Below are 26,065 nucleotides of genomic sequence, written 5' to 3'. Positions count from 1 at the left end.
AGACACAAAAAAGCCGTCATTCGACGGCTTTTTTACTCTATTTAACTCAACAAAGGTTAAACAGAGAAGCTTGCACCACAACCACATGTGGTCGTTGCATTTGGATTCTTAACGAAGAAGCGTGAACCTTCTAGGCCTGAAGTGTAATCCACTTCGCCACCAACAAGGTACTGTAGGCTCATTGGATCAACAACCAACTGAACACCTTGCTTCTCTACAGTAAAGTCACCTTCGTTGACCTTCTCATCGAAAGTAAAGCCATACTGGAAACCTGAGCATCCGCCACCCGTTACATAAACACGTAACTTAAGTGCGTCATTTTCTTCCTCTTCGAGCAAGGTTTTTACTTTTGAAGCCGCCGCATCGGTGAAACGGATTGGCAAAGCATCTTCAGCTTGTTCAGTCATTACTACCTCTTACTTCTGTTTGCTGTGCAGAATTATCTAATACCTGAGTGTTTTGTTCAAGTAATATGCCCTGCTCTTTTTCATCCACAAGTAGATCTTGTGCACTATATTCCTGTTCAGTTTGCGAACCTTTAGTCCAACGACTCGTAGGCACTATCACTTTGGCCTTCACTCTAGACAAGCTAAAGCCCTCAGGCAATGTAAATTCGCCCTCTAATACCTGAAAATACCTAAATTTGAATTTAAACGAGGCATCAGTCAAATCTGATAGCTTAAGGCTAACCGTTTTGCCGTCTTGCAAACCAACGAATGTGATTTCACTGCGACCCGCTAAAGAGCGCTTACGCTTCTCTAACTGTGTCAATACTAGCTTGATACGATATTGGCGCGGCTCAAGGCTTGGCTCTAGTTCTAAGCCATTAATTGCCACGCCATCGGCGATATTTTCAGGAGCCATTACGCTGCGATAAAATGCCAGTTCACGCTCTAACTCTTTCTGTTTTGCATTCTGCTCAACAAACATCGCCTGCATGTCACTATTGGCTTCGCGTTCTAATGCCAACTCAATATTACGCGCCGCCAAAGTCTGCGCTTGCTGGTGCAACTCTTGTACATAGCGCTCGCTGTTATCGACTTTTGCCTCCACTTTTGGCAGGTAACGAGCCTTTGCCACATCGTAAATGAGTGCGCCTAACGCAAAGGCGACTATGAGTAAAAGTAATAAATAGACACTCGAAGGTCTAATTTGTCGTTCAATCACTTGCAAGCGATCGGCCCAACGATGATAATTTGGCATTAAGTAACAGCCCCTTAATAAAAAATCTCACATTTTGAAATCAATGTGACAAACATAAATTTTGGAAATTCCTGTGCATCCAGCAATTGTTAAGAAGCGAGAGCAATTTCAAAAGTACTTACATACCGACCTTAAAGACACGCTTTCTCAGTCTAAGGTCAGTGTACAGTTATGTTTGCTCGCGTTGCTTTTTGCACTGTTTGCATCCGGTGTCATTGTTCTTTTTAGGTTATTACTGGTCTGGTGCGACACCTTCACCAAAACCCAAGAGCTGAATTTTACGGACATCATCGATGACTGGCGAGTATTATTACCGCTTTTCGGCTCCTTTTTAATCTGGGGTGTCGCAAAAATGGGATCTCAGCGCTATAAACGTATGGGCATCGCCTATGTTATCCACAGAATGAAACTGCATTATGGCAAGATCCCGCTGCAGTCTGCCCCCGGACAATTTTTCCAAGCTTTATTTGCCCTTGCCACCAACTTCTCTGTAGGACGAGAAGGACCGGCCATCCATTTAGGTGCCGTCAGTGCCAGTGTATTAGCGGAAAAGTTTAAGCTTCCCGATAACAGTGTTCGTGTCATGTGTGCCAGTGGTATTGCCGCTGGAATAGCGGCGATTTTTAACGCGCCACTCGCTGCCGTGATTTTTGTATTTGAAGTGGTGCTTAGGGAATACAAAATCCACTACTTCTTCCCGATCATGCTTTCAGCTATCTGCGGTGCACTCAGTAGTCAGTTGGTATTTGGTAATGTGCATGAATTCGAGCAGATCGGCGTTGAAGTGATCCCTCTCAGCCAGTACCCACTGTTAGCTATATTCGGTTTGGTACTCGGTTGTATTGCAGCATTTTTTAATACCAGCCTATTAAAAATTACTGCCATCGGCCAAAAATGGCCGCTTATTAATCGTCTGTTACTTGCAGGTGCCGTTACTACCCTAGTGGGGCTAGTTTTACCGCAAGCGATTGGTAGTGGTGAACTGGCTATTGCAGAGACCATTAATCAGCACCCGAGCATTTTATTCTTAAGCGCGATTTTAGCTGGCAAGATCATCGCCACCATCGCCGCTATAGGCTTAGGCATTCCTGGTGGACTCATCGGCCCACTCTATGGAATAGGTGCTTTACTCGGCACCATATTGGCCTTAATTAGCGCCTTGTTTTTTCCAAGTATCGCGCCCTATATTGGCTTATATACTATTATCGGCATGACAGGCATGATGGGCGTGTGTTTAAGCGCCCCACTCGCGGCACTAGTAGCCTTAATCGAGCTGACAAATAACGCCTCGATTATTTTACCTTCTATGTTTGTGGTGATCCCTGCCTTCTTAATTGCTCATCAAGGCTTTAAGACCAAGTCTATATTCTTCAAACAGCTCGAGATAATGGGGCTGGGCTATAAAGTTGCGCCAGTAAATCTTGGATTGCAGAAGGTCGGCGTGCGCCATCTCATGGATAAACGCTTCGTCATCGTTTACGACAACCAAGAACTATTACTAGAGGTACTTAAGCGTGCAGAGGGTCGCTCTGTATTGGTACGCAATGCTCAAGGTGCTGTAGAGATGTTACAGCTTGAACTGCAAGTCAGAGATCAAGACACCACCTTGACTCGTCATCCGATTCAGGGGCTGCCCGATACATCTACCCTCAATGAAGTATACGCAATTCTTTCTAAGGAACGACGAGGGGAGGTTTATATCTATCAAGAGACAAATGAACAGATTGTTGGGGTGATTAATTGGGTCTCGCTGCGTAAAGAGATCCGTTCAGGGCAAGTGTAAATTTATTCTCAAATCTACATACACTCATTTGCTTATAGAGAAGAGGCTCAAACCATTTAACAGCCGCTTAAGTACATTTGAAACATTTACCAACCCAACTTTAGCATCTTTAACATATGCGATTTAACCTCACAGGCTTAGCGAATCGATAACGAAGCTAGGCCGTCACATCGGCGAGTTAATAAACAAAACTTCTCGTTTTACCTCGTAATTACTGACACCAACTCAGCTCTTAGCGCTAGCCAATTGTTCAAAGAACAGGCTGCCAACGAAATAAAACCAATTACCAGCAAATACAAAACCAGCGAACAATAATAAAGCAACAATCACCAAACAACTCCCCTCACTTGTATGACTCACTGCAAATGGATTTAAAAACCAACAAATCGTTCGCTTTATCGGCATTTTCACAACTTTTTAGATTTTTTCACAGGATTATCATCACACTTTTAGGTAGTTTTACGACCTCAGCAGCTTTCATTTACGAATAACGAAAACAAGTACTCGTAAGCGTTGATAAAAAAACGTTGCAAGGTCGTAATCAGGCGCTAGCACCAACAAGATCTAACTTTAAGGTCAGGCGGTTTTTCAGGGACTCGCTTAACCAAGAGTAAACAACATCATCCCGAAAAGGGCACACAATGAGTGTATTAAATAATAAATTAGCAGCGCTAGTCGTGCTCTCAGCATCAGTACTTGGCTTTAGCAGTCAAGCCGTTGCAGAGAACTATAAGCAGCTGCTCAACATGTGTATTGCTTGCCACGGAGTCGACGGTAGTAACAAATTCGATTCCATCCCAAATCTAAAGGGACAGAACGCGGCATACATGGTTGGACAATTAAAGAATTTTAAAGCTGACAAACGCCAAGACAAGACAATGAGTAAAGTCGCCAAGCTGCTAACAGAAGAGCAGATGCAGGCAATGGCGGATTATTTCAATACCGGGAAGGAACAAGACTAATGGCTATCGATAGACGTAATTTTTTAAAGGGCGCTGCAGCGACCTCAGTAACAGCCATGCTGCCACTTAACTGGGCCTTTGCATCAAACCGCCCAGCTGGTATTGAGCCAATGGACGTATCTGCAGTTAAGTGGAAGAGTGTTGATGACTTACCAAGCCACTTTAAAGTGCTTAACTCAAGCCCACTGAACGCTTTCCCACCTGAGCACTTGCTTGCACCAGTAAAAACTCCTGCCGATGTTGCCTTTATCCGCTGGAACGGCAAGATGCCAGAATTCGATAAGATTGATCCAGATACTTGGGAATTTACCGTTGACGGTGAGTCAATCGAAACACCAAAGACCTACACCATCGCCGAGCTTAAAAAGAAGTTCAAGACTCACACTCAGCAACTGGTTCTAGAATGTGGCGGTAACAGCCGCGAAAACTTCTATCCAAATGCTAAGGGTAACCAGTGGAGTAACACTGCGGTATTCTGCGCAGAGTGGACAGGCGTATTGATTAAAGACGTACTTGCCGATTGTGGTGTGAAGAGCGACGCAGTTTATACCGCTCACTACGGTGCAGATAAGCACATCAGCGGTAAAGGCGCAGCCATCTCTCGCGGTGTACCTATCGACGCAGCCATGAATGAAAACGGCATGATTGCCTGGGGCATGAACGGCGAAGATATTCCATACATGCACGGTTACCCACTACGTATCGTATTCGGCGGCCGTCCAGGTTCAGTTTCACAGAAATGTGCTACAGGTATGGGCGTTCGTGATCGCGTACACGACGGTAAGAAGATGGGCGCACCTGCTTATCAAGTGCCAAAGTATCCAGTAGCCCCTGGTGAGAAAGTCGATAACAAAGACTTTAAGATCATCGAGGAGATGATTGTTAAGTCACTAATCACAGCACCTCAAACTGGTAGTGAGCTCGCTTTAGGTAAAACCCTTTCTGTAAGCGGACATGCTTGGGCAGGTATGCGTGACGTAGCTAAGGTTGAAGTCAGCTACGACTACGGTACTACGTGGCAAACAGCCGCTTTAACTAAGCCAGTGAACCCAACGGCATGGCAGCAATGGAACATTGACCTTAAGTTACCACAGGCTGGCTACTTTGAGATTTGGGCTCGTGCGACTGACACTAAAGGTGATACTCAGCCTATGGTTCAACCACAGTGGAACCCTAAAGGTTACCTATTTAACGGCTGTCACCGAGTGGCAGTAAGGGTCGTATAATGAGAAAGACTCTGTTTACGGCAAGCCTGCTTGCCTTAAGTTGCCTCTCTCCTGCGATGGCTGCCGATGCAGCCAAGAGCTATCCCGTCGACCCTGAGTCAGGCCTTATTATGGCACCGGGTTGGGAGATGGTTAACTATCAATGTAACGCTTGCCATACCACGTCAATTATCCCGCAGAACAAGGGTAACCGTGAAGTTTGGCGCGATACCATTCAGTGGATGGTTGATACTCAGGGCCTTTGGGACTTATCTGATACTTGGGATCCTGTTCTAGATTACCTATCGACTTATTATGATGAGACAGGTATCGACATGAAGATCTTTAGACGCAAGCCTTTGGACGCAAATCAAATGCCGCCAATGCCTTCTTCGAATGAGGAAAATTAACATGTTGAATCATTATTCGAAGTCTGTGTTAGCCGCCAGCTTGTCATTATTGCTATCAGCAAGCGTATCGGCTCAAGTGACCGATACCTCGTTTAAAGACACGCTAGCAGTATCAGAGCTCAAACTTGATGCCAAGGTTCTGAATTACAAAGCGGACGCGAGCAAAGGCGAGACCTTAGCCAACCAACGCTGTATCGCTTGTCATGGTGATGCCATGCTTGGCATGATGAAGACCTACCCAGATCTTAAAGGTCAGAAGGCCGCTTACCTATTCAAGCAACTTATTGACTTTAAGCGTGGTGATCGCTCAGACCCCTTGATGCAAGGTCAAGCGAGTATGCTGTCTGAAACCGAAATGAAAGACGTGGCTTACTACTACTCAACGCAAACTGCGTCGAATTTAAGTAAGTAGCCATAAGCGACTCTTAACAAACAGCCTTGAGCTGTTCTTAGTTAACAGCCTTGAGCTGCTGTTAATTAACAGCCTTGAGCGGCTCTTAACAAACAGCCCTGAGCTGTATTAAGACAGCCAGTCTTAAAGGCAACAAAGCCCAAGTAACACCGAGTTATTTGGGCTTTTTATTGCCTGCAATTTTAATATCAGCCAGCTTTTCGCTGTATCCCTATCCGCTTTATAGTCATCACTTATGATGATTCAATCGCTCAATTGATTTCCCCCCTCAAACAGCACACCTTCAGAGTTTACAATTTGGCAACAATGACGGAGTATGTAGATGCTCTCGATTAAAAATACACAAGGTCATTCAACATAAAGGACTGTTTATGCTTAAGAAGCCTCAAACACTCATCGCTCTAACCTTGATAGCCATTGCATTAATTCTTTATGCGGCCAACTCACAGTTCAACCCAGATAGCAGCCAGCCGGTGATTATTCAACAAACAGTTCAAGACACTATTCAAGACACAGTTAAGCCAACAGCTAAAACGGTTGCCGCCGATCTTGCCACTCCAGTTGATTCCGACGCCACCCAAACCAGCTTTATAAAAGTATCTGATAAGCGTCCAACTAAGGCGCCTAAAGATATTCGAATCAACTCTCTCGATGAGCTGATGGCACTATTTAACTCACTCAATTACAACACTCAAAGCTGGCAGCAAGGCAATCGCGAAGTGCCGAGGCTGACCTTTGAGTCTGTCAGTGAGCGCTGGCAAAAAACCTCGAATCAAATTCCCGTGCAACAGAAGAAGATGGTGTTTTTCCGTCTGTTAGCACCATTAATCTTGGTGGCAAACGAAAATATTCTTTTAGAGCGCCGCCTGATTGAAACTGCGCCGTTAGATGATGTGGTGTTACAAAGAATCGCCCTAAAGTACAAAATCACTCAAGACGCCGAAACCCTGTTAACTGAGGCTCAAAGGCAAACCTTGCTACAAGAGGTTGATATCATGCCGCCATCGCTTGTTCTTGCTCAAGCTGCTGAAGAGAGCGGCTGGGCAACCTCTCGCTTTACCGTTGAAGGCAATGCGTTTTTCGGCCAGTGGGACTTTAGCGGCAAGGGCATGATCCCCAAACAGCAACGTAAAGAGTTAGGCAACTATGGCTTAGCCCGCTTCGATACACCGCAGGCTTCTGTAGAGGGGTATATGCTGAACCTTAATACCAACAACGCCTATAAAAAACTCAGAAAATTGCGGGCAAGTCTACGCGCAGTCAATAAGCCTATTACAGGCTTAGAGCTTGCAGGCACTTTAGATAAATATTCCGAGCGCGGCCAAGCCTATATCGATGGTATTCGCGAAATGATCCGCTATAACAAGTTAGATCAAGTCGATGAGGCCTATTTAAGTGATGCTGCGCCACTGCATTTAATCCCAAGACCAGACTAATACCTAAACAGCTAGTAGGCGCATTCTCGATAAGAGAAGCGCCTTTTAGTCATGATATCAGTGTGATAGTCGCCATTCACCTCGCTGCGATACAAAACGCTGCAAATGTAACGGAAATGCAACCACCCCATCCACTTCCCCTTCACAACCAACCAATGCGCAACAAACCCAGAGATCCAAATCACATTCCTTCTCATTCGCATTAATTTATTTGAACTTAGCATGGACACACTTCATACAAAGAATTTACCCTTAAAACACTAATCATTATCATTTAGATTTGTGGCTAGACACGATTAGGGAAGCTTTTCCACTGGACGGAAGTATAAACATAACAGTGTTTCCACTTAAACGGGATCTCTCATGCAGTTTAAGAACTCCATCATTGCGCTATCAATTTCTGCCGCCATCTTTCCAACCTCAGCCGTCGCACAAGACAGCGATATCGAAGTCATCACAGTCACCGCGAGTCGAATGGATAAGCCTGTCAGTGCGATTCCAAATACGGTGACCATCATTGACCAAGAGCAGCTAAACGAGCAGCTTAGAACCACTCAAGATCTCTCGACCATCATAGGTAATCTGGCACCGAGTTTTTCCCCTAGCCGTCAAAAGATGAGTAATACAGGAGAAACACTGCGTGGCCGTACACCTTTGATTATGATTGATGGTGTACCGCAATCTAACCCACTGCGCAGCGGTGGCCGCTCAGGCCAAACTATAGATCCGGCCATGATTGAGCGCATTGAGATCATCCATGGAGCCAATGCCATGCATGGCCTCGGCGCCCAAGGCGGAATTATCAATTACATCACTAAAAAGCCCAGTGGCGATAACGAGCACCACGTCAGCTTCGATGTCACAGTGCCAAATAGCTTAGACTCTGATGGCATTAGCTTCGGTACCAGTTATAGCTTCTCCGGTGAGTCCGAAAACTTGGATATGATAGGCGCTGTAAGCTATCGCAATAACGGTGTTTATTACGATGCTAACGACGAAATGATCGGTGTCGATACCACTCAGGGCGAGTCGATGGATAGCCAAAGTATGGATTTTTTCATCAAACTTGGTCATGACTTTGACCAATCTCGCCTTGAACTGATGGTGAACCACTACAATATGGAAAATAACGGCGACTACATGGCCGTTAAAGGCGATAAAGAAAACGACATCCCAACCGGTGCCATCAAGCAAGATCAACCTTGGGACGCCGCAAACAACCAAGTTACCACCACCAGCTTGACTTATACCCATGAAGATATCGCCGGTCAGCAACTTAGCCTGCAGTTTTTCAATCAAAATTTCGAAGCCGTCTATGGTGGTGGTTGTTGGTCAGACTTTTATGACCCAAGCATGGAAGGCAGCGATCAAGTTACCGTGTGTGGCACAGGGGAAAACGGTGAATCACTTTACTATGAGCAGTCACGTAACAAGTCTGTCAAATGGGGCATGAAAGCCTCTATGATGGCGAGTAATATTGCCGACTCAGGCATGAGTATCGCCTATGGTTTAGACATCTTCCGCGACACTACCGAGCAAGATATGGTGATGAGTGGAGTGTCTTGGGTTCCAGAGAGTACCTACGACAATATCGCGCCATTTGCGCAGATTGATTACGATCTTATTGAAAACCTAACCCTTTCTGGTGGCGTGCGTTACGAGTACGCCAAGCTTAACGTCGATGACTACAAGACCATGTATGGCTACGGCAATAAGTACGTTGAAGGCGGTAACCCTGATTTCAATGAAACCCTGTTTAATATCGGCGCCTCTTACAAAATAACCCCAGCGCTACGGGTTTATACTAGCTTTAGTCAGGGCTTTGGTATGCCTGATGTAGGACGCGTACTGCGCGACGGTGACAACTTTCAAGGACCAAACCCAAGTATTGAAGACACCTTGGCCCTCGACCCCATTGTCACAGATAACATCGAATTCGGTGCCGATTATCAAGGCGAATACTTCAGTTCAAAAATTGCCTACTACCGCTCATCGAGTGATTACGGTGCGCGCATGGTCGATAAAGGCGACGGTAGTGGTTCATTTGTCATTAAGCGTGAAAAGAGCCTAATCGAAGGCATAGAAGCCAGTGTTACCGCCTACATTGGTGATAATGATGATGTTGGCGTTAACCTTGCGATTCAAAATGGTGAGTACGACTCCAATGATGACCAGAAGGTGGATACCGATCTCGACGGCGCCAATATCTCGCCGAATCGTATTAACCTGTTCTGGAATCATAATTTCGACAACGATATTTCAACTCGTATTCAGGCTAACTTCTACATGGATAAAGACTTTAAAGACGAGAATAATAACGTCTACGCCAACTTCGATGGCTACACCACGGTTGACGCGTCAATTGCTATCCCAGTTTACGACGGCACACTGAGTATCGGCATTCAAAATCTATTGAATGAAGACTATTACACCTACTACTCACAAACAGTTGGTAAAGATACTCGCTACTTTAAAGGCATGGGCCGCACCGCGACGATAGGCTTTAGTCTGCCTTTCTAATCGCGCTTATCGTATTTACACCTATCGCGTTAGTCTAGAAAGCTAACCAATAAAAAAGCCGTTGGCGTAACACGCTAACGGCTTTTTTTTGCCTAAAGCAGCTTAGTATTAAGCTTTGTTTTTTCGCAAATAAGGCATAAGTAGCAGCGCTACACCCACGATTAAAAACGGAATACTTAACAACTGACCGGCGCTGAAGGTCCAGCTATCGGCGTAAACGGCTTGCTTGACCTTTACCATCTCAATCAAGAAGCGTGAGCTAAATACGAGCACCAGGAACAGGCCAAAGATGGCGCCGTGCTTCTGCTTCATATCGGTGAGCTTATAGATAGCCCAGAGCAGTATGAAGGTCAGCAAGTAAGCAATCGCTTCATACAACTGAGCCGGGTGTCGCGGCAACATGTCGACACGCTCAAACACGATAGCCCAAGGCGCAGTGCTTGGTAGACCCAGAATTTCTGAGTTGACAAAATTTGCCATACGTACAAAGAAGCCGAAAATGGCCGTCGCAATAGCTAAACGATCTAGCAAGAATAGGAAAGGCAATTTCACCTGACGCTGATAATAGTACAGGGCTAAAATTGCGCCTAAACCACCACCATGGCTAGCCAATCCACCTTCCCAGATAGCCAAGATTTTCAGCGGATGACTGAAGTAATACGCAGGGTCGTAGAAAAGGCAATGCGCCAAGCGCGCACCGACAATAATCCCCACCACGCAATACATCAGCAGGTTGTCTAACGATTCTACCGGTAAGCTTTCTTTAATATAGATACGCTTCATCACCTGAAAGCCTGACGCTATTGCCAGCGCAAACAAGATCCCGTACCAATGTACCTTAAGTCCCATAAAGCTGATTGCTACTGGGTCAATATTCCAAATAAAATGGTCCAAACTAAGCCTTCCAAATATATTGTTCTGCATCGAAAATATGATAACTCATGCGCAGTTTTACCCGTCAGTAACTCATTTGGCAAGGCTTAAGCGAAATTTGCTTAAGCACAATAGTGTAAGCATCCGCTATAACGCCTTGAATTAGTCTGCCGTCACAAAATTTAATCCAATGTTCTGTACTTGTTATATTTATCTGCCAATTAGATTCTGCTATAGTGCCGCCTCAGCCACCCTACATAAATTTGGGCTATAGCCATGCTATATCGCCCCTCAGAAATTGGAAATATAGGCTGATGACTCAGTTTCAAGGTTCGCACATCCTTTCGGTAAACCAACTAGACTTGGAAGCCGTTGAAAAAGTTTTTTCTGTTGCTACTCGCATGACTCCCTATGCTTTACGACAAAAACGTACCACTGTGTTAGATGGTGCCGTTTTGGGCAATCTGTTTTTCGAACCAAGTACCCGTACACGTGTCAGCTTTGCTAGCGCCTTTAACCTACTCGGCGGTAGAGTTAACGAAACCGTGGGTATGGCGTCTTCGTCATTGTCTAAGGGCGAATCGCTATACGATACCGCTCGCGTTTTATCTAGTTACTCAGATGTGATTGCCATGCGTCACCCAGATTCTTTCTCTGTGAGTGAATTTGCTAAAGGCAGCCGCGTACCGGTAATTAACGGCGGTGATGGTTCAAACGAGCACCCTACTCAAGCGCTACTGGATTTATTTACCATTCAAAAAGAGCTAGCGGCTGGCGGCCGTGATATCAGTGGTATGAATATCGCCATGGTCGGCGATTTGAAATTTGGCCGCACCGTACACTCGCTTTCGCGTCTGCTATGCATGTATAAAGATGTCAGCTTCACACTCGTATCACCAAAAGAGCTAGCAATGCCTGACTCTGTGATCAATGACATTGCAAATGCTGGCCATAAGATCACAATAACAGATCAACTTGAAGGCAATTTAGATCGCGCAGATATACTCTACCTGACGCGTATTCAAGAAGAACGCTTCCCTTCTCAAGAAGAAGCGAACAAATACCGCGGCAAGTTCCGTTTAAACCAAAGTATTTATACACAGCATTGCAAATCAAACACTGTGATCATGCATCCATTGCCACGAGACTCACGTGAGCAAGCAAATGAATTGGATAACGATCTTAACGACCATCCAAATCTGGCTATCTTTAGACAAGCCGATAATGGTCTGTTGATCCGCATGGCGCTGTTTGCACTGACGTTAGGTGTTGACTCTCAGCTTGAGCAATACGAACGTCCAGTTAATTGGTATTCACGAAAAGCTGATGTGTAAATCGGCTATAGACTTTAAGGATTAAAAATGACTCGTTCTGACGAACTATTTGAACAGGCTAAAAAGACCATCCCAGGTGGCGTTAACTCTCCAGTACGTGCATTCTCTGGTGTAGGTGGCTCACCACGTTTTATCGAGAAAGCTGATGGCGCTTATATCTTCGATGCCGATGGCAAGAAGTATATCGACTATGTAGGTTCTTGGGGCCCGATGATCTTAGGTCACAACCACCCAAAAATTCGTGAAGCGGTATTAAAAGCAGTTGAAAATGGCCTGTCTTTTGGCGCACCAACAGAACTTGAAATCACTATGGCTGAAAAAGTCATCGAGATGGTTCCGTCAATTGAACAAGTTCGTATGGTAAGTTCAGGTACTGAAGCTACCATGAGTGCTATCCGTTTAGCACGTGGCTTCACTAACCGTGACAAAATCCTTAAGTTTGAAGGTTGCTACCACGGCCACGCTGACTGTTTGCTTGTTAAAGCGGGTTCTGGCGCACTAACACTTGGCCAGCCAAGCTCTCCAGGTATTCCTGAAGATTTCGCTAAGCACACCCTAACAGCGACCTACAACGATTTAGACTCTGTTAAGGCTATCTTCGAGCAGTACCCAGAAGAGATCTCTTGTATCATCATAGAGCCAGTTGCTGGCAACATGAACTGTATCCCGCCAATCGACGGTTTCTTACAAGGTCTACGTGCTATCTGTGATCAGTACGGTGCACTGATGATTATCGATGAAGTCATGACAGGTTTCCGCGTATCTAAGAGCGGCGCACAGGGACACTACGGCGTAACACCTGATCTTACTACTCTAGGCAAAGTTATCGGTGGCGGCATGCCAGTGGGCGCTTTCGGTGGTCGTAAAGATGTGATGCAGTTTATTGCACCAACTGGCCCTGTTTACCAAGCGGGTACGCTATCGGGTAACCCAATTGCAATGTCTGCTGGTCTTGCACAGATGGAAGCGCTTTGTGAGGAAGGTGTTTACGAGCAACTAGCTGCTAAGACTCAGTACATTGCTGAAGGCTTTAAAGCTGCTGCTAACAAGCACGGCATTCCAATGGCTATCAACTACGTTGGCGGCATGTTCGGTTTCTTCTTCACAAGCGAAGAGACTGTAACTAACTTCGCGCAAGTGACTAAGTGTGACACTGCACTATTTGCTGAATTCTACCACATGATGTTAGATGAAGGTGTTTACCTTGCTCCTAGCGCCTATGAAGCAGGTTTCCTATCACTTGCTCACGGTGAAGAAGAGCTTGAAGCAACACTCGCTGCTGCTGATCGCGTATTTGCTAAGCTTGCAAAGGCTTAATCTTATACCAATCAGTATAAGCCGCTAAGCGTTAACGCTATCGACAAAAAAGGAACACCTAGGTGTTCCTTTTTTCATTTGTAAATATGCTCAGCTTAAATTGCAGGTACTTTAAATTCGGTACCTTGAATCGCTAACACCACATCTCTTGGGCGGATCTCAACAATGGTCAGCTTACCTTGGATGCTATCCCCCTCTTGCAGCTCTGCACCATCGACATTGAGCCAGCGGTTATCTGGCGCACTCGAGTACACATGAGCATTAATACTGAACTCTGGAACTTGTAACTGTAGCCCTGCCGGTAACTGACCATACTTGGGAATGTCATCCGATTTTGGCGTTGCTGGGATTGGATCTAGCTTAGGCTCAGTCACGGGTGTTGCCACCGAATTATTACGCTCAACGTCCTTAAGCGCCGCCTCAAATGCCGCTAGCAGGTTATTGTTATCAGCTGGAGGCGTGTTTTCAAGACCGACATCGGCCGCCGCATCTGCAACTTGATGCTTTAACGACGCTAACAGCTCGTCACCGCGCTGATTGCTATTTGCACCGAGAATGATGGGCTCCAGCTCAGCTTGACTGCTCGATTGGTGACTTGCTTGATTACTTACTTGGGTAGCAGCTTGATTAGAAACAGGCTGACTAACTTGCTCTACACTCTGCTGCGCCTTCAACAACGCGGCCATCAAATTACCAGACTGCTCGTTGCCGACGTTATTTGTTGGCGATACAGAGTTAGCCGCCATGACACCTTGAGTAACCGTCAGAGGTTGAGCCAGTGGCAGCGCGACCTTCCCGGCGAGACGGATCTCAGTTTGCTCGCCTTCTGGTTCATACAAGTCTTCATTTGATTGAATGGTTAAGCTCTTGCCCTCGTCATTATTCAAACTGCCACTCTGGCTTTCAGTCCTGTTTAACGCCGAATTTTGGCTGATACTCTCAACTGGGCTGGTTGTCGATGCTTGGCTAGGCGTTGGGTAGATAAACCGTGTTAATAACCAGGCTGCCACGACCATTAGCAGCGCTAAACAGACAAAAACTGCGGCGTATTTAAGACCTCTTCCCGACTCTTGTTTTGCCTTATATTGCGCTCTAGGCGTTAACACCACATCATGGGTTACCGCTTGAGCTTGCTGACTATTTCGTGTCACCGCATCGAGTAAAATCGACATTAATACAACCTCTTGCTTTGACCTAGACGCGGTCCGGCATCACTTAAGTACAAGTTAAGCTGTATCAGGGTTTGCGTCCCGGCAATGCCATCGGCGCTCAATCCATGTTGGCGCTGAAACGCCTTTAACTGCTGCTCTAACTCAGAGTCAAAATAATCGACCAGTCTCGGCGCCCTATCGTTAATGCGCGCCAAACTATTCTCTAACCATTGGATCTGCGCCTGATTGGCAGACTGGCCAATTTCTTTAGGCTGATTTTGAGGCGCTTGCCAGAGGATCTCGAAGGTGCCAGTGAAGTGTCGCGTAAACCAGTCTCGACTCACCCAGAGCTGCTGCTCATTAAGCTGCAGCAAAATTTGCTCCCCTTGGCGAGATACCACAGTGCCATAAAAAGCTTGGTTGTTATCATCGACTAAATAGACAACCGCAGGGTAATTGAGTCGCACAAGTGAGTGCCAATTGCCCTGCTGCTGAAAGCAATCAAGCCCTTGCTGCTTAGCCGACTGACATGCAGATAAACCGATATAAGGCACCTTGCCCCAAAGACCTAAGATACTGGCATAAGCCGTATCTATCTCATGACTTTGGGCTATAGCGCTATTTAGCACTCGCTGACTGCTGCTCAAGCTATGGGTGTTGATATCTTGCTTAGCCGTTTGAACCTGAGCCATAGCTTGACTTGTTACTGTATCGGCAGTATTAGCCGAGCTTTGACTTTGACCTGCGCTCAGATTCGTATTTGGACTTAGATTTGAACTGGGGCTTGAAGCAATGCTGCCTGCTGGTGAAAACAGATAAAACGCAATACCAAAAGTAGCAAGTAGTGATGCTGCGATACTCACAGGTAGTAGCAAACTCTTCTTCTCAGGCTCTTCACCTAACACCTCAGCAGAGGCTAGGCGTACCAGCTTGTTATCGATAGGCACCTTAGACTGCGCATAGCTCGCCATCAATGCCCGCTCACACAGCAAGTTAATCAATCTTGGAATACCGCCACTGTATTTATGTAGCGCCTTAATCGCACTCTTATGAAACAGTGGCTCATGGCGCCCAGCAACCTGCAAACGGTGCTGTACGTAAAGCGCTACCTCTTCAAGTGTTAGCGGCAATAGGTGATAACGGGCGGTGATGCGCTGCGCTAACTGACGCAGCTCTTGGCGCTTAAGTAGCTGTTGCAGCTCAGGCTGACCAATTAAGATCACCTGCAACAGCTTCTTAGTATCGGTTTCTAAATTTGTTAACAACCTTAACTGCTCAAGCACTTCCGCTCTTAAGTGCTGAGCCTCATCGATAATCAATACCGTATTGCGATCTTTACTGTGATTTTCCAGCAAAAACTTACTGATTAAATCGGTCAGCTGTTTGAGGCTAGGTTCATCGCCATAAACAATTCCTAACTCATCACACAGTGTGGCCAGCAATTCAGACTCTGTAAGTGAGGGGTTTAATATAAACGCGGTATCGGTATTATCCGGAAGCTGCTTTAATAGACAGCGAGATACTGTGGTCTTACCCGTCCCCACTTCACCCGTGAGCAGTACGAAACCACCGGTCTCACCCAGTCCATAAGTAAGATGTGCCAAAGCTTCTCTATGCCGATCACTCAGAAACAGATAATGAGGGTTTGGCGCGATAGAAAATGGATTGTCATTTAAGCCAAAGAAAGCCTTATACATGCGAGCTTTTATCCTTTTAAAACCATGATGAACCAGCGAGTCACTTGCTGGACTTTTTATGCATTATTTTATGCATTATAGATACACACAGGCTTAAGTTAATATCACCGTGATGTGCCAGTCGAAACCTTTGCAATTTTCTTTAAGGGCAAACGGCCCTTTTAAGCCCAATCGACAGCATAAATTTGTAATTAAGACTCAAGTTAAAGCCAAGGGCAATGCTTGTCAAAATTTGCAGTAACTTATTGAGCTAAAGTAAGCTCAATATCAAATAGCGCCTATGCTACTGCTAATTATATCTGCATGTTTGCCGCAAGAGAGAACAAGAATTCACCTTATAGCACTATGCTTCTAACCCTATGCTTCCATGCTACACTCGCTTCTAAGTTATTAAGTGAGAATCCCTGTGAAAATTTACCTAGTTGGCGGCGCAGTCCGCGATAAATTACTCAAGCTTCCGGTTAAGGACCATGACTACATGGTCGTTGGCGCAACACCTGAACAGATGCTTAGCCTCGGCTACAACCAGGTTGGTAAAGACTTCCCTGTATTTTTACACCCTAAAACAGGGCAAGAGTATGCGCTTGCACGCACCGAACGCAAAACGGCGGCGGGCTATGGTGGCTTTAGTGTCGATGCGGCGCCAACTGTCACCCTAGAGCAAGATTTGCTCCGCAGAGATTTAACCATTAACGCCATCGCACAAGATGACGCGGGTAATCTTTACGATCCCTATAATGGCATTGCCGATCTTGAGAAGCGCATCCTAAGACATGTCTCTGATGCCTTTGTTGAAGATCCTCTACGCGTCCTTAGAGTGGCTCGCTTTGCAGCCCGTTTCCATGGGTTGAAGTTTACCATTGCACCTGAAACCCTTTCACTAATGACAACTCTCAGTCGAAGTGGTGAACTAGAGGCATTAACCGCCGAACGCGTCTATTTGGAACTCGATAAGGCGCTTTCTACAGATAACCCACAGGTATTCTTTCAAGTATTAAAAGAGTGCGGCGCACTTGCGGTGCTTTTCCCTGAGATTGAGGCCTTGTTTGGTGTACCTCAGCCAGAAAACTGGCATCCTGAGATAGATACAGGCATTCATACCATGATGGTGCTTGAGCAAGCAGCTAAGCTAAGCGACGATAACTCGGTACGCTTTGCCGCACTGGTTCATGATCTAGGTAAGGCTTTAAGCCCTAAAGAACATCTGCCTAAACATCATGGACACGGTCAAAAGGGCTTGCCTTTAATCAAGTCTCTGTGTGAACGCTTTAGGGTGCCCAACGAATATCGTGATCTCGCGCTACTTGTCTGCGACCAGCACCAAAACATCCACAAGATCACCGAACTTAGAGCCGATACTTTAGTTAAGCTGTTTGATAAAGCTGACTTTTGGCGTAAGCCACAACGACTCGAACAGCTATTAATTGCCTGTGAAGCCGACAGTAAAGGTCGCAAGGGGCTGGAACAAACCGCCTATCCCCAAGCTGATTATCTTAAGCAATGTTTTGCAGCGGCTTCCGCCGTGGAGGTTAAGTCTATTATCGCGCAGGGATATAAAGGCGCCGAAATCCGTACACAGTTAAATGTTAAACGGATCGCTGAAGTTCAGGCTGTAAAAGGCCTGCAGCCAATAGAAGCAAAATAAAAAACCAAAAAAAATTCACATATTGAGCTAACATTATAGATACCCTAATCATGGTTAATTTGTACTTAGCTTAAAAGTGCTCAAATTTTCACTAAGTTATTCAGACCTTAGCGTTAAAATGCATAGCAAAATATTTTCTCTGTGACATAATTAACCAGTTCAGTTGTGATGTGCAGCTGTACTTATTTAAACCAACCTATCTAAAGGGAATTCCCGATGAATAAAAAAGTACTTATGATTGCTGGTGTAGCAATGACTGCCCTACTAGGTGGCTGTGCAAACACTACTGCTCTTGAAGAAAGCGTTGCAAACCTAGGTAACAAAGTTGACCAGCTTTCAGCTGAAGTTAGCTCTCTAAAATCAGATCACGGCAAAATGTCTGCTGACATCAACGATGCAAAAGCAGCTGCTATGGACGCTCAAGCTGAAGCTCAGCGTGCTAACGACCGTATCGACAACGTAGCATCTTCTTACAAGAAGTAATTACGTTTAGGATTTCAACCTATTATTCAATAGGTTAACTCCAAAGGCTTGGTTTCAAGTATTGCACTTGACCAAGCCTTTAATTTTTCCGCCACTGCCAATTACCTTTAATTAAGTCAATCTATAGATAATAAAAAAGCGCCCAATGGACGCCTTTAATCTATTTCATGACTAGTCATCAAAACGAGACACTCACTTAACCGTTTGAGCGACTCTGAATGTTGACCGGGATCCCCGCTTGAGTCAGCAGAGCGTCGTTAGCTTTGGTGTAATCCACCTGCTCTTTGCCAATAAACTCAACCACACCGCGTTTCATCTCTCTTACTGTGTTGTCGCCGCCATCTGCGGTCGATAGTGGTGAATGCACCTCTATCAACTGGCGACCATCAGGCTCTGTAGAAGTCTTAACGGTTTCATTAATGATGGTGACCTGATCGCCATATTTAACCTGATCAAACAGCCACTCAATATCATCGGGGTTCAAACGTATACAGCCCGCGCTTACGCGCATGCCGATACCAAAATCTTTATTGGTGCCATGTATAAGATAGCTACCGTCACCATAAGACAGCTGAATCGCGAATTTCCCCAGAGGATTCTCAGGGCCAGCTGGCACCACTCGTGGCAATACCTCACCACGTTCTTCTAAGTGCTCTTTACGAATGCTCGCCGGTGGCGTCCAACTAGGATTTGGAATACGCGACTTAATTCGAGTCACCATCTCAGGCGTTTCGCGCCCCACACGCCCGATACCGACAGGGAACACATGCACCTCTTTACCCCCCTTAGGGAAGTAATAGAGGCGTAGTTCGGCTAAATTGATGACCACACCTTTATGTGGCACATCAGGCAGTAGCATCTGAGTCGGGATCAACAAGCGAGTGCCTGGCGTCGGTAAAAATGGATCAACGCCAGGGTTAGACTGCATTAACTCCAAGATCCCGATATTGTATTGCTTAGAGATCGTTTGGAAATAATCCCCCTTCTGCACAACATGTTGCTGCAACTCCCCGACAAGGCGACTGCCGTTCTGAGGAATTGAGTAAACATTAGCAAACGAAGTAAGTGGCAAACATGCCAAGATGAACAACAGCAAAGTACGCATCATCAGTTTTCAGTTTCCGTTTAATTCAATAAGCAAAGGTTACCCTGAGCACAGATTATTTTCTAGTCATCACGTTAATTACGAAGTCAATTTCTAGTGCATCGAACTTCGCATGTTGGATGTCATGTCGTACTTTATCATTCGCTCGCCATGCGTAAGGTGTCATCTCAAGCAAAGCTATCGCCTGCTCACCCGATACGCTTACCGTCAGCGATAAGCGCTCGCTATGCAGTAGCTCTAGCTCTTTCGGTAGGTTCTCGCTAACGGGTTTCTCAGATAAATCTGGGTAGATAAATTCACGAATTTGCCATAAATGTCTTGGCCCAGCAGCCACCTGTAGCAATACACCATCTTGCTTCAACACACGAGTCAACTCTTTGCCTTTTAATTGCTTATCGATCAGAGTGACCAAATCAAAACTTTCATCGGCAAAAGGTAAATGCTTCAGCGTTGAAACGATATACGTAGGGCTAGGCTCCGCTTTAGCCGCAGCAAATATGGCATTCTCAGCCTCACAGATCCCTGTTTGTGTTAATGCAAGCTCAGGCTTTAACTCGGCTAAGATCCCCTTGACCGTGCGCAGGAAATAACCGTCACCACAATCAAAATCTAGCTGAGATAACACATCGGCAGAAGTCACTTGAGGCAACTCTGCAATCACCTTGGCAATCGCTTGGGCTAGTGGAATATAGATCCCTGACTCAAGCACATAACGCTTAGCACGCATAACCGCGCGCGAGTCTGCCTTAGGCTTTTTGGGCTGGCTAAACACCCAGTAGCCCTGCTCATTGATGTCAAAGTGATGCTTGTTTTCACAGTGTAAGCCTTTCGACTCTTCATGCACCATAAAGGGTGACTGACATACAGGGCAAAGATAAATACTATTCATGACACGCTCATCTGTTAAATCAATTACTTAAATTATAGAGTTATCAGCTCTGTTTACAGGAAGATTATCCAACATAGCACCGCACCTAACGCTAGGCGATAGATAACAAAAGGCGTCATGCCCATCTTGCTGATGATCTTTAAGAAGTAGTGGATACAGATATAAGCGGCGATAAACGACACTAAAATACCAAGACCCAAGGCTTGATAGTCAATAACTTGGCCGCTAGAAAGAAGATCTTTAGTCACTAAGATTGCCGCCCCTAAGCTCACAGGAACCGACATCAAAAATGAGAAGCGCGCCGCCGCTTCACGACTTAAGCCTAGCATCAGCGCTGCAGTGATAGTCGCACCTGAGCGAGACGTGCCAGGAATAAGCGCCATCGCCTGTGCAATACCTATCACTAATGCTTTTTTCCAGCCCACTTGGAACTCATTCAATCCTTGACGTTGCATCTTATCAGCCCACCAAAGCAGTAGGCCAAATATAATGGTCGTAGCGGCAATCACCTCGATGCTACGAAAGTGCGTCTCGATAAAGTCTTTAGCGCTAAAGCCAATAATGACGGCAGGAATAGTGGCTAAGATAATCCACCAAGCTAGCTTGCTCTCATCAGTCTGTTTACGGCTCACAACACTGCCAGTCCATGCAGTAAACATAGACAATATCTCTCGTCGGAAATACATCACGACGGCGAGTAAAGAGCCAGTATTAACCGCCACATCGAATGACAGACCTTGATCTTCCCAACCTAAAAGCTGAGCAGGTAAAATAAGGTGTGCAGAACTCGAGATCGGCAAAAATTCGGTGAGGCCCTGAATCAGAGCCAATATAATCACCTGAAAGGTATCCATAACTATCCTAAATAAAAAAGAGGTTTACGCTGACCAGCTAAACTCAACAGGCCATAGTGATTGTTGACTCTTATCGTAATCATTCCAAAGGGCTTGATACGATTGATTGACAACAGGGTGGTTCAAAGTGGGGGCAATTTCCGCTAATGGCCATAAAACGAAGGCATTATACAAGATCTCGGCTCTCGGCAACTCAATAGGCTGCTCACTAATGGTATCGTCATACAGCAATAGATCTAAATCTAAGGTTCTTGGGGCAAATTTCTTAGCACCTTTAACTCGGCCATGACGCTGCTCAATCTGTTTAAATCGACTCACAACATCAGCTATCGATAACTGGGTTTGTGCCGCAACCACCATATTAAGAAAGTTAGTCCCTTCAAAGCCCACCGCTTCACTTTCAAACACAGATGACAATTCAAGCGGCCCAAAATGGTCCTGAAGGTCCGTTAAAGCAGCCTTAAGATGGCGCTCAGGGTCGATATTGCTACCCAAGCTTATAAAGATTGTTGCCATCTACGCATAACCTCTTTCAATCTCAACACCCACGGCAGCGGCTGACGGTATGGCACCGGGCTTCATCACCTTGACCTTAACCCAAGGCACGTTGAATTCAGTCATCACACAATTGGCCACCATCTCAGCCACGGTTTCAATCAGCTCGATCGGCTTTTCAGTGATCAATGCCGTTAATCGATTCGATACCGTTTCATAACACAGTGCAAATTGATAATCATCGCTATCGGCTGCTGGGCGATTATTCCAAGCCATATCTAAATCGATAAGTAAGCTTTGGTGGATCTGTTTTTCCCACTCATAGATCCCAATAACGGTTTCAATTCTAAGTTCTCTAATCAGTACTTTATCCATGATATCTCCAAAACTTTAATCCATAACACTGAGGTCAGATAAGCTAAAACGGACAAAAGAGATATAATCCGCCACAAAGCTGAAATATTAGTCTAACGCTCTTTCTAACGAGACCAAACCAAAGTAGGATAAGTCTCGCTATATAAAGAATTACTAAAAGACTGCCGCTTTAATAGTAAGCTTGCTAACAAAGCATTACAGACGATACTTCACGCGTTTGTTATCCGCTTAAGGCGTTACTCAGTTATAAAAAATAGCAGCGCATTATTTATGTGGCGCGATGATACCCTAAGACGATTAAGGAAACCAATTTGACCGCAACAGTACTGACCATTGTGATGATATTGGCCGCCTATCTGGCAGGCTCGATATCGAGTGCTGTTTTGGTATGTAAAATGCGCGGGCTTCCCGACCCCCGCAGCCAAGGTTCAGGCAACCCTGGGGCTACCAATGTACTGCGTATCGGCGGTGTCAGTTCCGCGGCATTAGTGCTCTTTTTCGATATGCTAAAAGGTGCAGCCCCAGCTTATCTAGCCTTTAGGCTCGGCGTCGATCCCATCGCACTTGGCGTTATTGCCATAGCAGCTTGTCTTGGGCATATATTCCCAATCTTTTTTGGCTTTAAAGGCGGCAAAGGCGTCGCTACCGCTTTTGGTGCCATGGCCCCCATCGGCCATGACTTAGCGCTTTGCCTCATGGCCTCATGGATTGTGCTGGTTTTAGTCACTCGTTATTCCTCCTTTGCCGCCATCTGCACTGCGCTGCTGGCTCCAGTTTACACTTGGTGGCTTGATGACAGGTTTACGATTCCTGTTGCCATGCTGTCGACGCTAATCGTTATCCGCCATAAAGATAATATTAAGCGACTGCTCAAAGGTGAGGAATCTAAGGTCTCCCGCAAGAAGACTTAACAAATCTTCACAGTTAAAATCAACTAGTTACAAGCACATCAAAACGACTTTCGTTAAGCTTTAACTACTTACCTCTTTTATAAAATTAATTCTTAGCAAGAATTAATTTTTGCACAATGGCGTTTTAACTAAATCTATCTATACTTTCTCCGATTGCTTTTTAACAAACGCAACTTATAATTGCGCCGATTTTTGACTGGGTAGCCCGTTTTTCCAAGTAAACTACCCGTTCTAACACTACCTCGAATACAGTGCTCTTTTCTTATGAGCCTGCCAGTAAAGCTATCGTGTTCTCTTTTTTTGAGTACCTTTTTTATGGTTCCACAATTAAGTGAAGCCGTGATGGATACCATTGCCGATGCATTGGTTGAAACCGGCTATATCGTTCTGTCCGACACACTACCGTCATCTGTATGTGAGCAGTTATTACAGAGTTCTAAGAATGCAACTTGGGATGATTTCCGCCCTGCTGCAATTGGTCGTGGCGGCGAGCAACAACTCGTCGATACCATTCGCAGCGACCAAATCCGTTGGCTGTCTGAGCAGCGTCCTGCAGATAAGCTCTATTTAGAGCTGATGACACAACTGCGTGAAGGCATGAACAAGCGCCTGTTTATGGGGCTATTTGATTTTGAAAGCCATTACGCCATCTATGAGCCCGGAGCTTTCTATCAAAAGCACTCTGACGTTTTACAAGGTTCCAGAAATCGAATCCTAACATCCGTACTCTTTCTTAATCAGGGCTGGCAGCCTGAGCATGCTGGTGAGTTGGTCGTTTATGATGAAAATGACAACAAGATTGAAACCATTGCGCCAGAATTTGGTAAATGGGTGGTGTTCTTAAGCGAGCGCTTCCCCCACGAAGTCCTACGCACCGAAGTGAACAGATATAGCATCGCAGGCTGGTTTCGCGTAAGTAACGCTAACCACGGCTTCTAATACCTTCAGCATATACTGTTGAGAAATAAAAAACGGCGCTCAATGAGCGCCGTTTTCGTATCGAATTTACAAGCTTAATCTACAGGCTCTAGCGTATCGAGTGGCCATCTTGGCTGCCCTTTTACTTCCAAGCCTTCAACTTGTCCCGCTTTAAGACGCTGCAGGCCCGCATAAGCGATCATTGCGCCGTTATCGGTACAGAACTCACCACGCGGGTAGTATACCTTACCGCCAAGGCCCTGCATCATTTCAGCCAAAGATGAACGAAGTCGAGTATTAGCACTTACGCCGCCCGCTATCACTAGGTTCTTATAACCCGTTTGCTTTAAAGCACGCTTACACTTAATTGCTAACGTATCGACAACCGCCTCTTCAAAGGCACAGGCGATGTTGGCACGCGTCTGCTCATCTTTTGGCTCGGCCGCAATAGTATTAGCCGCAAAGGTTTTAAGGCCTGAGAAGCTCATATTAAGGCCAGGTTTGTCAGTCATTGGACGTGGGAAACGATAGCTGTTTGGCACTCCCTTAGCGGCAAGCTTAGAAAGCCTTGGGCCACCAGGGTAATCGAGCCCCATCAGCTTAGCGGTTTTATCGAATGCTTCACCCGCGGCGTCATCAACTGACTCACCCAGTACCGTATAGCGCCCAATGCCTTCCACGCCAACAATCATGGAGTGACCGCCTGAAACTAATAACGCTAAAAATGGAAACTCAGGTACGTCATCTTCCAGCATAGGAGCTAGCAAGTGACCTTCCATATGATGTACACCAATTGCAGGCTTATCCCATGAAAATGCCAAGGCACGCCCCACACAAGCCCCCACCAACAGTGCTCCTATCAGTCCAGGACCTTTGGTATAAGCGATACCATCGATATCCTCGATAGTCATGCCAGCATCCGCTAACGCTTGGCGTATTAAAGGTACAATTTTGCGAACATGGTCGCGAGAGGCCAACTCCGGCACAACCCCACCATAGTCGGCATGCAATTTAACCTGACTGTAAAGCGCATGCGACAGCAAGCCCTTTTTATCATCATAAACCGCAATCCCTGTTTCATCACAGGATGTTTCTATACCTAAAACCCGCATTATTTCTCGTCTTCGGTTGACATAATTACCGCTAATTCTACCTGCTGTGCTTTAATTACTCCATAGTCCTATCACGGTCTGCGGATAATATCGCCTAATATGCCTCATTCTGATCGCTATAAGGGGTTTACAAGAGGGTACGAGTCGGTATAGAATTCCGCACCATTTTTAAATAATCTGAGTCAAGTAATTGTCTCAATACAACCGACACCTAAGGGGTGATGGCGTATGCCAATTATTAAAGTACGTGAAAACGAACCATTCGACGTAGCTCTACGTCGTTTCAAGCGCTCTTGTGAAAAAGCTGGTATCTTAGCTGACGTTCGCGCTCGTGAATTCTACGAGAAGCCAACTACTGCACGTAAGCGTGCTAAAGCCGCTGCAGTTAAGCGTCTAGCTAAGAAGCTTTCTCGCGAAAACGCACGTCGCGTACGTTTATACTAATCTCATTATGAGCCTAGTTGATCAGCTAAAAGACCAAATGAAAGAAGCCATGCGCGCGAAAGAAAAGCTGCGCTTGGGGACGATTCGTATGGCACTAGCCGCCGTTAAACAGATTGAAGTGGATACCCGCGAAACTCTGACTAACGACCAAGCTATAGCGGTCTTAACCAAAATGGTAAAACAGCGTCGCGATTCTATTGCTCAATATGAAGCAGCAGGCCGTGACGAACTAGCGCAGATAGAAGCAGAAGAAATTCTAGTTTTAGAAAAGTTTTTGCCTCAGCCTCTTTCACAAGAGGAAATCACCGCGTTAGTTGATGCAAGCATCGTTGAGATGGGCGCATCCACCATGGCGGATATGGGTAAAGTAATGGGAGCATTAAAACCAAAGGTAATGGGTAGAGCTGACATGGCGGCAATTGGCGCTATGATCCGTGCAAAACTCAAGTAACTTTAGTTTTATTGCATGAATGAGCCGTGCTTCTGCGCGGCTTGTTTGTTTTCGAAGTTCCCAAATTTGACTTCACGAAA

General features: G+C 45.7%; 26 protein-coding genes. 15 read left to right on the top strand and 11 right to left on the bottom strand.

Translation table 11 applies throughout. The features are described from left to right. Nucleotides 1-56: 56 nt before the first annotated feature. Nucleotides 57-407 (bottom strand): iron-sulfur cluster insertion protein ErpA, encoded by a 351-nt coding sequence (gene erpA, locus SPEA_RS05150; RefSeq protein ID WP_012154245.1) that lies wholly within the window; start codon nucleotides 405-407, stop codon nucleotides 57-59. Beyond that, complete coding sequence (locus SPEA_RS05145) at nucleotides 400-1,203, bottom strand: DUF6776 family protein (RefSeq protein WP_012154244.1); 804 nt, start codon at nucleotides 1,201-1,203, stop codon at nucleotides 400-402. The genes erpA and SPEA_RS05145 overlap by 8 nt, the downstream gene beginning before the upstream one ends. A 61-nt stretch (nucleotides 1,204-1,264) precedes the next feature. Here SPEA_RS05145 and SPEA_RS05140 point away from each other — a divergent pair, with 61 nt between their 5' ends. The 7 genes from SPEA_RS05140 to SPEA_RS05105 all read left to right on the top strand — a co-directional run bounded on the left by SPEA_RS05140 (nucleotide 1,265) and on the right by SPEA_RS05105 (nucleotide 9,931). Continuing rightward, on the top strand, nucleotides 1,265-2,986 hold the full coding sequence (locus tag SPEA_RS05140) for a chloride channel protein (RefSeq protein WP_012154243.1): 1,722 nt from the start codon (nucleotides 1,265-1,267) through the stop codon (nucleotides 2,984-2,986). A 641-nt stretch (nucleotides 2,987-3,627) separates the two neighbouring features. Beyond that, nucleotides 3,628-3,948 (top strand): c-type cytochrome, encoded by a 321-nt coding sequence (locus tag SPEA_RS05130; RefSeq protein ID WP_012154242.1) that lies wholly within the window; start codon nucleotides 3,628-3,630, stop codon nucleotides 3,946-3,948. Then, nucleotides 3,948-5,174: a molybdopterin-dependent oxidoreductase gene (locus tag SPEA_RS05125; protein WP_012154241.1), complete on the top strand. Its 1,227-nt coding sequence runs from the start codon at nucleotides 3,948-3,950 to the stop codon at nucleotides 5,172-5,174. The genes SPEA_RS05130 and SPEA_RS05125 overlap by 1 nt, the downstream gene beginning before the upstream one ends. Then, nucleotides 5,174-5,563 carry a hypothetical protein gene (locus tag SPEA_RS05120; RefSeq protein WP_012154240.1) on the top strand — a complete coding sequence of 130 codons (390 nt, stop codon included), beginning with the start codon at nucleotides 5,174-5,176 and terminating at the stop codon, nucleotides 5,561-5,563. Before SPEA_RS05125 ends, SPEA_RS05120 begins: the two co-directional genes overlap by 1 nt. A gap of 1 nt (nucleotide 5,564) precedes the next feature. Then, complete coding sequence (locus SPEA_RS05115; protein WP_012154239.1) at nucleotides 5,565-5,975, top strand: c-type cytochrome; 411 nt, start codon at nucleotides 5,565-5,567, stop codon at nucleotides 5,973-5,975. Nucleotides 5,976-6,346: 371 nt separating this feature from the next. Beyond that, nucleotides 6,347-7,411 carry a glucosaminidase domain-containing protein gene (locus SPEA_RS05110; protein ID WP_012154238.1) on the top strand — a complete coding sequence of 355 codons (1,065 nt, stop codon included), beginning with the start codon at nucleotides 6,347-6,349 and terminating at the stop codon, nucleotides 7,409-7,411. Between the two features lie 363 nt (nucleotides 7,412-7,774). Continuing rightward, nucleotides 7,775-9,931: a TonB-dependent receptor gene (locus tag SPEA_RS05105; protein WP_012154237.1), complete on the top strand. Its 2,157-nt coding sequence runs from the start codon at nucleotides 7,775-7,777 to the stop codon at nucleotides 9,929-9,931. 108 nt (nucleotides 9,932-10,039) lie between these two features. On the opposite strand, the gene lgt is transcribed toward SPEA_RS05105, so the two are convergent. Continuing rightward, entirely contained in the window at nucleotides 10,040-10,855 is an 816-nt protein-coding gene (lgt, locus tag SPEA_RS05100; RefSeq protein WP_012154236.1) for a prolipoprotein diacylglyceryl transferase, read from the bottom strand. 263 nt (nucleotides 10,856-11,118) lie between these two features. Between lgt and SPEA_RS05095 the strand changes: the two genes are divergently transcribed. Both SPEA_RS05095 and hemL read left to right on the top strand, forming a co-directional pair. After that, complete coding sequence (locus SPEA_RS05095; protein ID WP_012154235.1) at nucleotides 11,119-12,138, top strand: aspartate carbamoyltransferase; 1,020 nt, start codon at nucleotides 11,119-11,121, stop codon at nucleotides 12,136-12,138. 27 nt (nucleotides 12,139-12,165) lie between these two features. Next, entirely contained in the window at nucleotides 12,166-13,455 is a 1,290-nt protein-coding gene (gene hemL / locus SPEA_RS05090; RefSeq protein ID WP_012154234.1) for a glutamate-1-semialdehyde 2,1-aminomutase, read from the top strand. 95 nt (nucleotides 13,456-13,550) lie between these two features. Here the strand turns inward: hemL and SPEA_RS05085 are convergent, their stop codons facing one another. Together SPEA_RS05085 and SPEA_RS05080 are read right to left on the bottom strand one after the other, a co-directional pair. Continuing rightward, nucleotides 13,551-14,627: a general secretion pathway protein GspB gene (locus tag SPEA_RS05085; protein WP_012154233.1), complete on the bottom strand. Its 1,077-nt coding sequence runs from the start codon at nucleotides 14,625-14,627 to the stop codon at nucleotides 13,551-13,553. Beyond that, entirely contained in the window at nucleotides 14,627-16,303 is a 1,677-nt protein-coding gene (locus tag SPEA_RS05080; protein ID WP_012154232.1) for an ExeA family protein, read from the bottom strand. The genes SPEA_RS05085 and SPEA_RS05080 overlap by 1 nt, the downstream gene beginning before the upstream one ends. Before the next feature lie 406 nt (nucleotides 16,304-16,709). On the opposite strand from SPEA_RS05080, the gene SPEA_RS05075 reads away from it, so the two are divergent. Further along, nucleotides 16,710-17,948 carry a multifunctional CCA addition/repair protein gene (locus SPEA_RS05075; RefSeq protein ID WP_012154231.1) on the top strand — a complete coding sequence of 413 codons (1,239 nt, stop codon included), beginning with the start codon at nucleotides 16,710-16,712 and terminating at the stop codon, nucleotides 17,946-17,948. Between the two features lie 216 nt (nucleotides 17,949-18,164). Next, nucleotides 18,165-18,431 carry an Lpp/OprI family alanine-zipper lipoprotein gene (locus SPEA_RS05070; RefSeq protein WP_012154230.1) on the top strand — a complete coding sequence of 89 codons (267 nt, stop codon included), beginning with the start codon at nucleotides 18,165-18,167 and terminating at the stop codon, nucleotides 18,429-18,431. A gap of 196 nt (nucleotides 18,432-18,627) precedes the next feature. Here the strand turns inward: SPEA_RS05070 and SPEA_RS05065 are convergent, their stop codons facing one another. Genes SPEA_RS05065 through folB form a run of 5 tightly spaced genes read right to left on the bottom strand, consistent with a single transcriptional unit; the run spans nucleotide 18,628 to nucleotide 22,149 of the window. Then, nucleotides 18,628-19,539 (bottom strand): L,D-transpeptidase family protein, encoded by a 912-nt coding sequence (locus tag SPEA_RS05065; protein ID WP_012154229.1) that lies wholly within the window; start codon nucleotides 19,537-19,539, stop codon nucleotides 18,628-18,630. Nucleotides 19,540-19,591: 52 nt separating this feature from the next. Beyond that, on the bottom strand, nucleotides 19,592-20,425 hold the full coding sequence (locus SPEA_RS05060; RefSeq protein ID WP_012154228.1) for a putative RNA methyltransferase: 834 nt from the start codon (nucleotides 20,423-20,425) through the stop codon (nucleotides 19,592-19,594). Between the two features lie 53 nt (nucleotides 20,426-20,478). After that, nucleotides 20,479-21,279, bottom strand: coding sequence for an undecaprenyl-diphosphate phosphatase (locus SPEA_RS05055; protein ID WP_012154227.1), 801 nt, complete (start codon nucleotides 21,277-21,279; stop codon nucleotides 20,479-20,481). Between the two features lie 24 nt (nucleotides 21,280-21,303). After that, the gene (folK, locus tag SPEA_RS05050) at nucleotides 21,304-21,795 is read right to left on the bottom strand and encodes a 2-amino-4-hydroxy-6-hydroxymethyldihydropteridine diphosphokinase (protein ID WP_012154226.1); all 492 of its coding nucleotides are present in this window, start codon (nucleotides 21,793-21,795) and stop codon (nucleotides 21,304-21,306) included. After that, a complete protein-coding gene (folB, locus tag SPEA_RS05045; protein ID WP_012154225.1) occupies nucleotides 21,796-22,149 on the bottom strand; it encodes a dihydroneopterin aldolase in 354 nt (117 codons plus the stop codon). It lies immediately after the preceding gene. 311 nt (nucleotides 22,150-22,460) lie between these two features. Here folB and plsY point away from each other — a divergent pair, with 311 nt between their 5' ends. Continuing rightward, the gene (gene plsY / locus SPEA_RS05040; RefSeq protein WP_083766673.1) at nucleotides 22,461-23,060 is read left to right on the top strand and encodes a glycerol-3-phosphate 1-O-acyltransferase PlsY; all 600 of its coding nucleotides are present in this window, start codon (nucleotides 22,461-22,463) and stop codon (nucleotides 23,058-23,060) included. Between the two features lie 315 nt (nucleotides 23,061-23,375). After that, the gene (locus tag SPEA_RS05035; protein ID WP_041410851.1) at nucleotides 23,376-23,999 is read left to right on the top strand and encodes a 2OG-Fe(II) oxygenase; all 624 of its coding nucleotides are present in this window, start codon (nucleotides 23,376-23,378) and stop codon (nucleotides 23,997-23,999) included. A gap of 74 nt (nucleotides 24,000-24,073) precedes the next feature. Here the strand turns inward: SPEA_RS05035 and tsaD are convergent, their stop codons facing one another. Beyond that, nucleotides 24,074-25,090, bottom strand: a complete 1,017-nt coding sequence (tsaD, locus tag SPEA_RS05030; protein ID WP_012154222.1) for a tRNA (adenosine(37)-N6)-threonylcarbamoyltransferase complex transferase subunit TsaD — start codon at nucleotides 25,088-25,090, stop codon at nucleotides 24,074-24,076. 228 nt (nucleotides 25,091-25,318) lie between these two features. Here tsaD and rpsU point away from each other — a divergent pair, with 228 nt between their 5' ends. Both rpsU and SPEA_RS05020 read left to right on the top strand, forming a co-directional pair. Then, a complete protein-coding gene (gene rpsU, locus SPEA_RS05025; protein ID WP_006080725.1) occupies nucleotides 25,319-25,534 on the top strand; it encodes a 30S ribosomal protein S21 in 216 nt (71 codons plus the stop codon). Between the two features lie 7 nt (nucleotides 25,535-25,541). After that, nucleotides 25,542-25,985, top strand: coding sequence for a GatB/YqeY domain-containing protein (locus tag SPEA_RS05020; protein WP_012154221.1), 444 nt, complete (start codon nucleotides 25,542-25,544; stop codon nucleotides 25,983-25,985). Nucleotides 25,986-26,065 lie beyond the last annotated feature (80 nt).

It is taken from the genome of Shewanella pealeana ATCC 700345, from assembly GCF_000018285.1.
Taxonomy (GTDB): Bacteria; Pseudomonadota; Gammaproteobacteria; order Enterobacterales; family Shewanellaceae; genus Shewanella; species Shewanella pealeana.
This window is presented reverse-complemented; position numbering and strand designations above follow the sequence as displayed.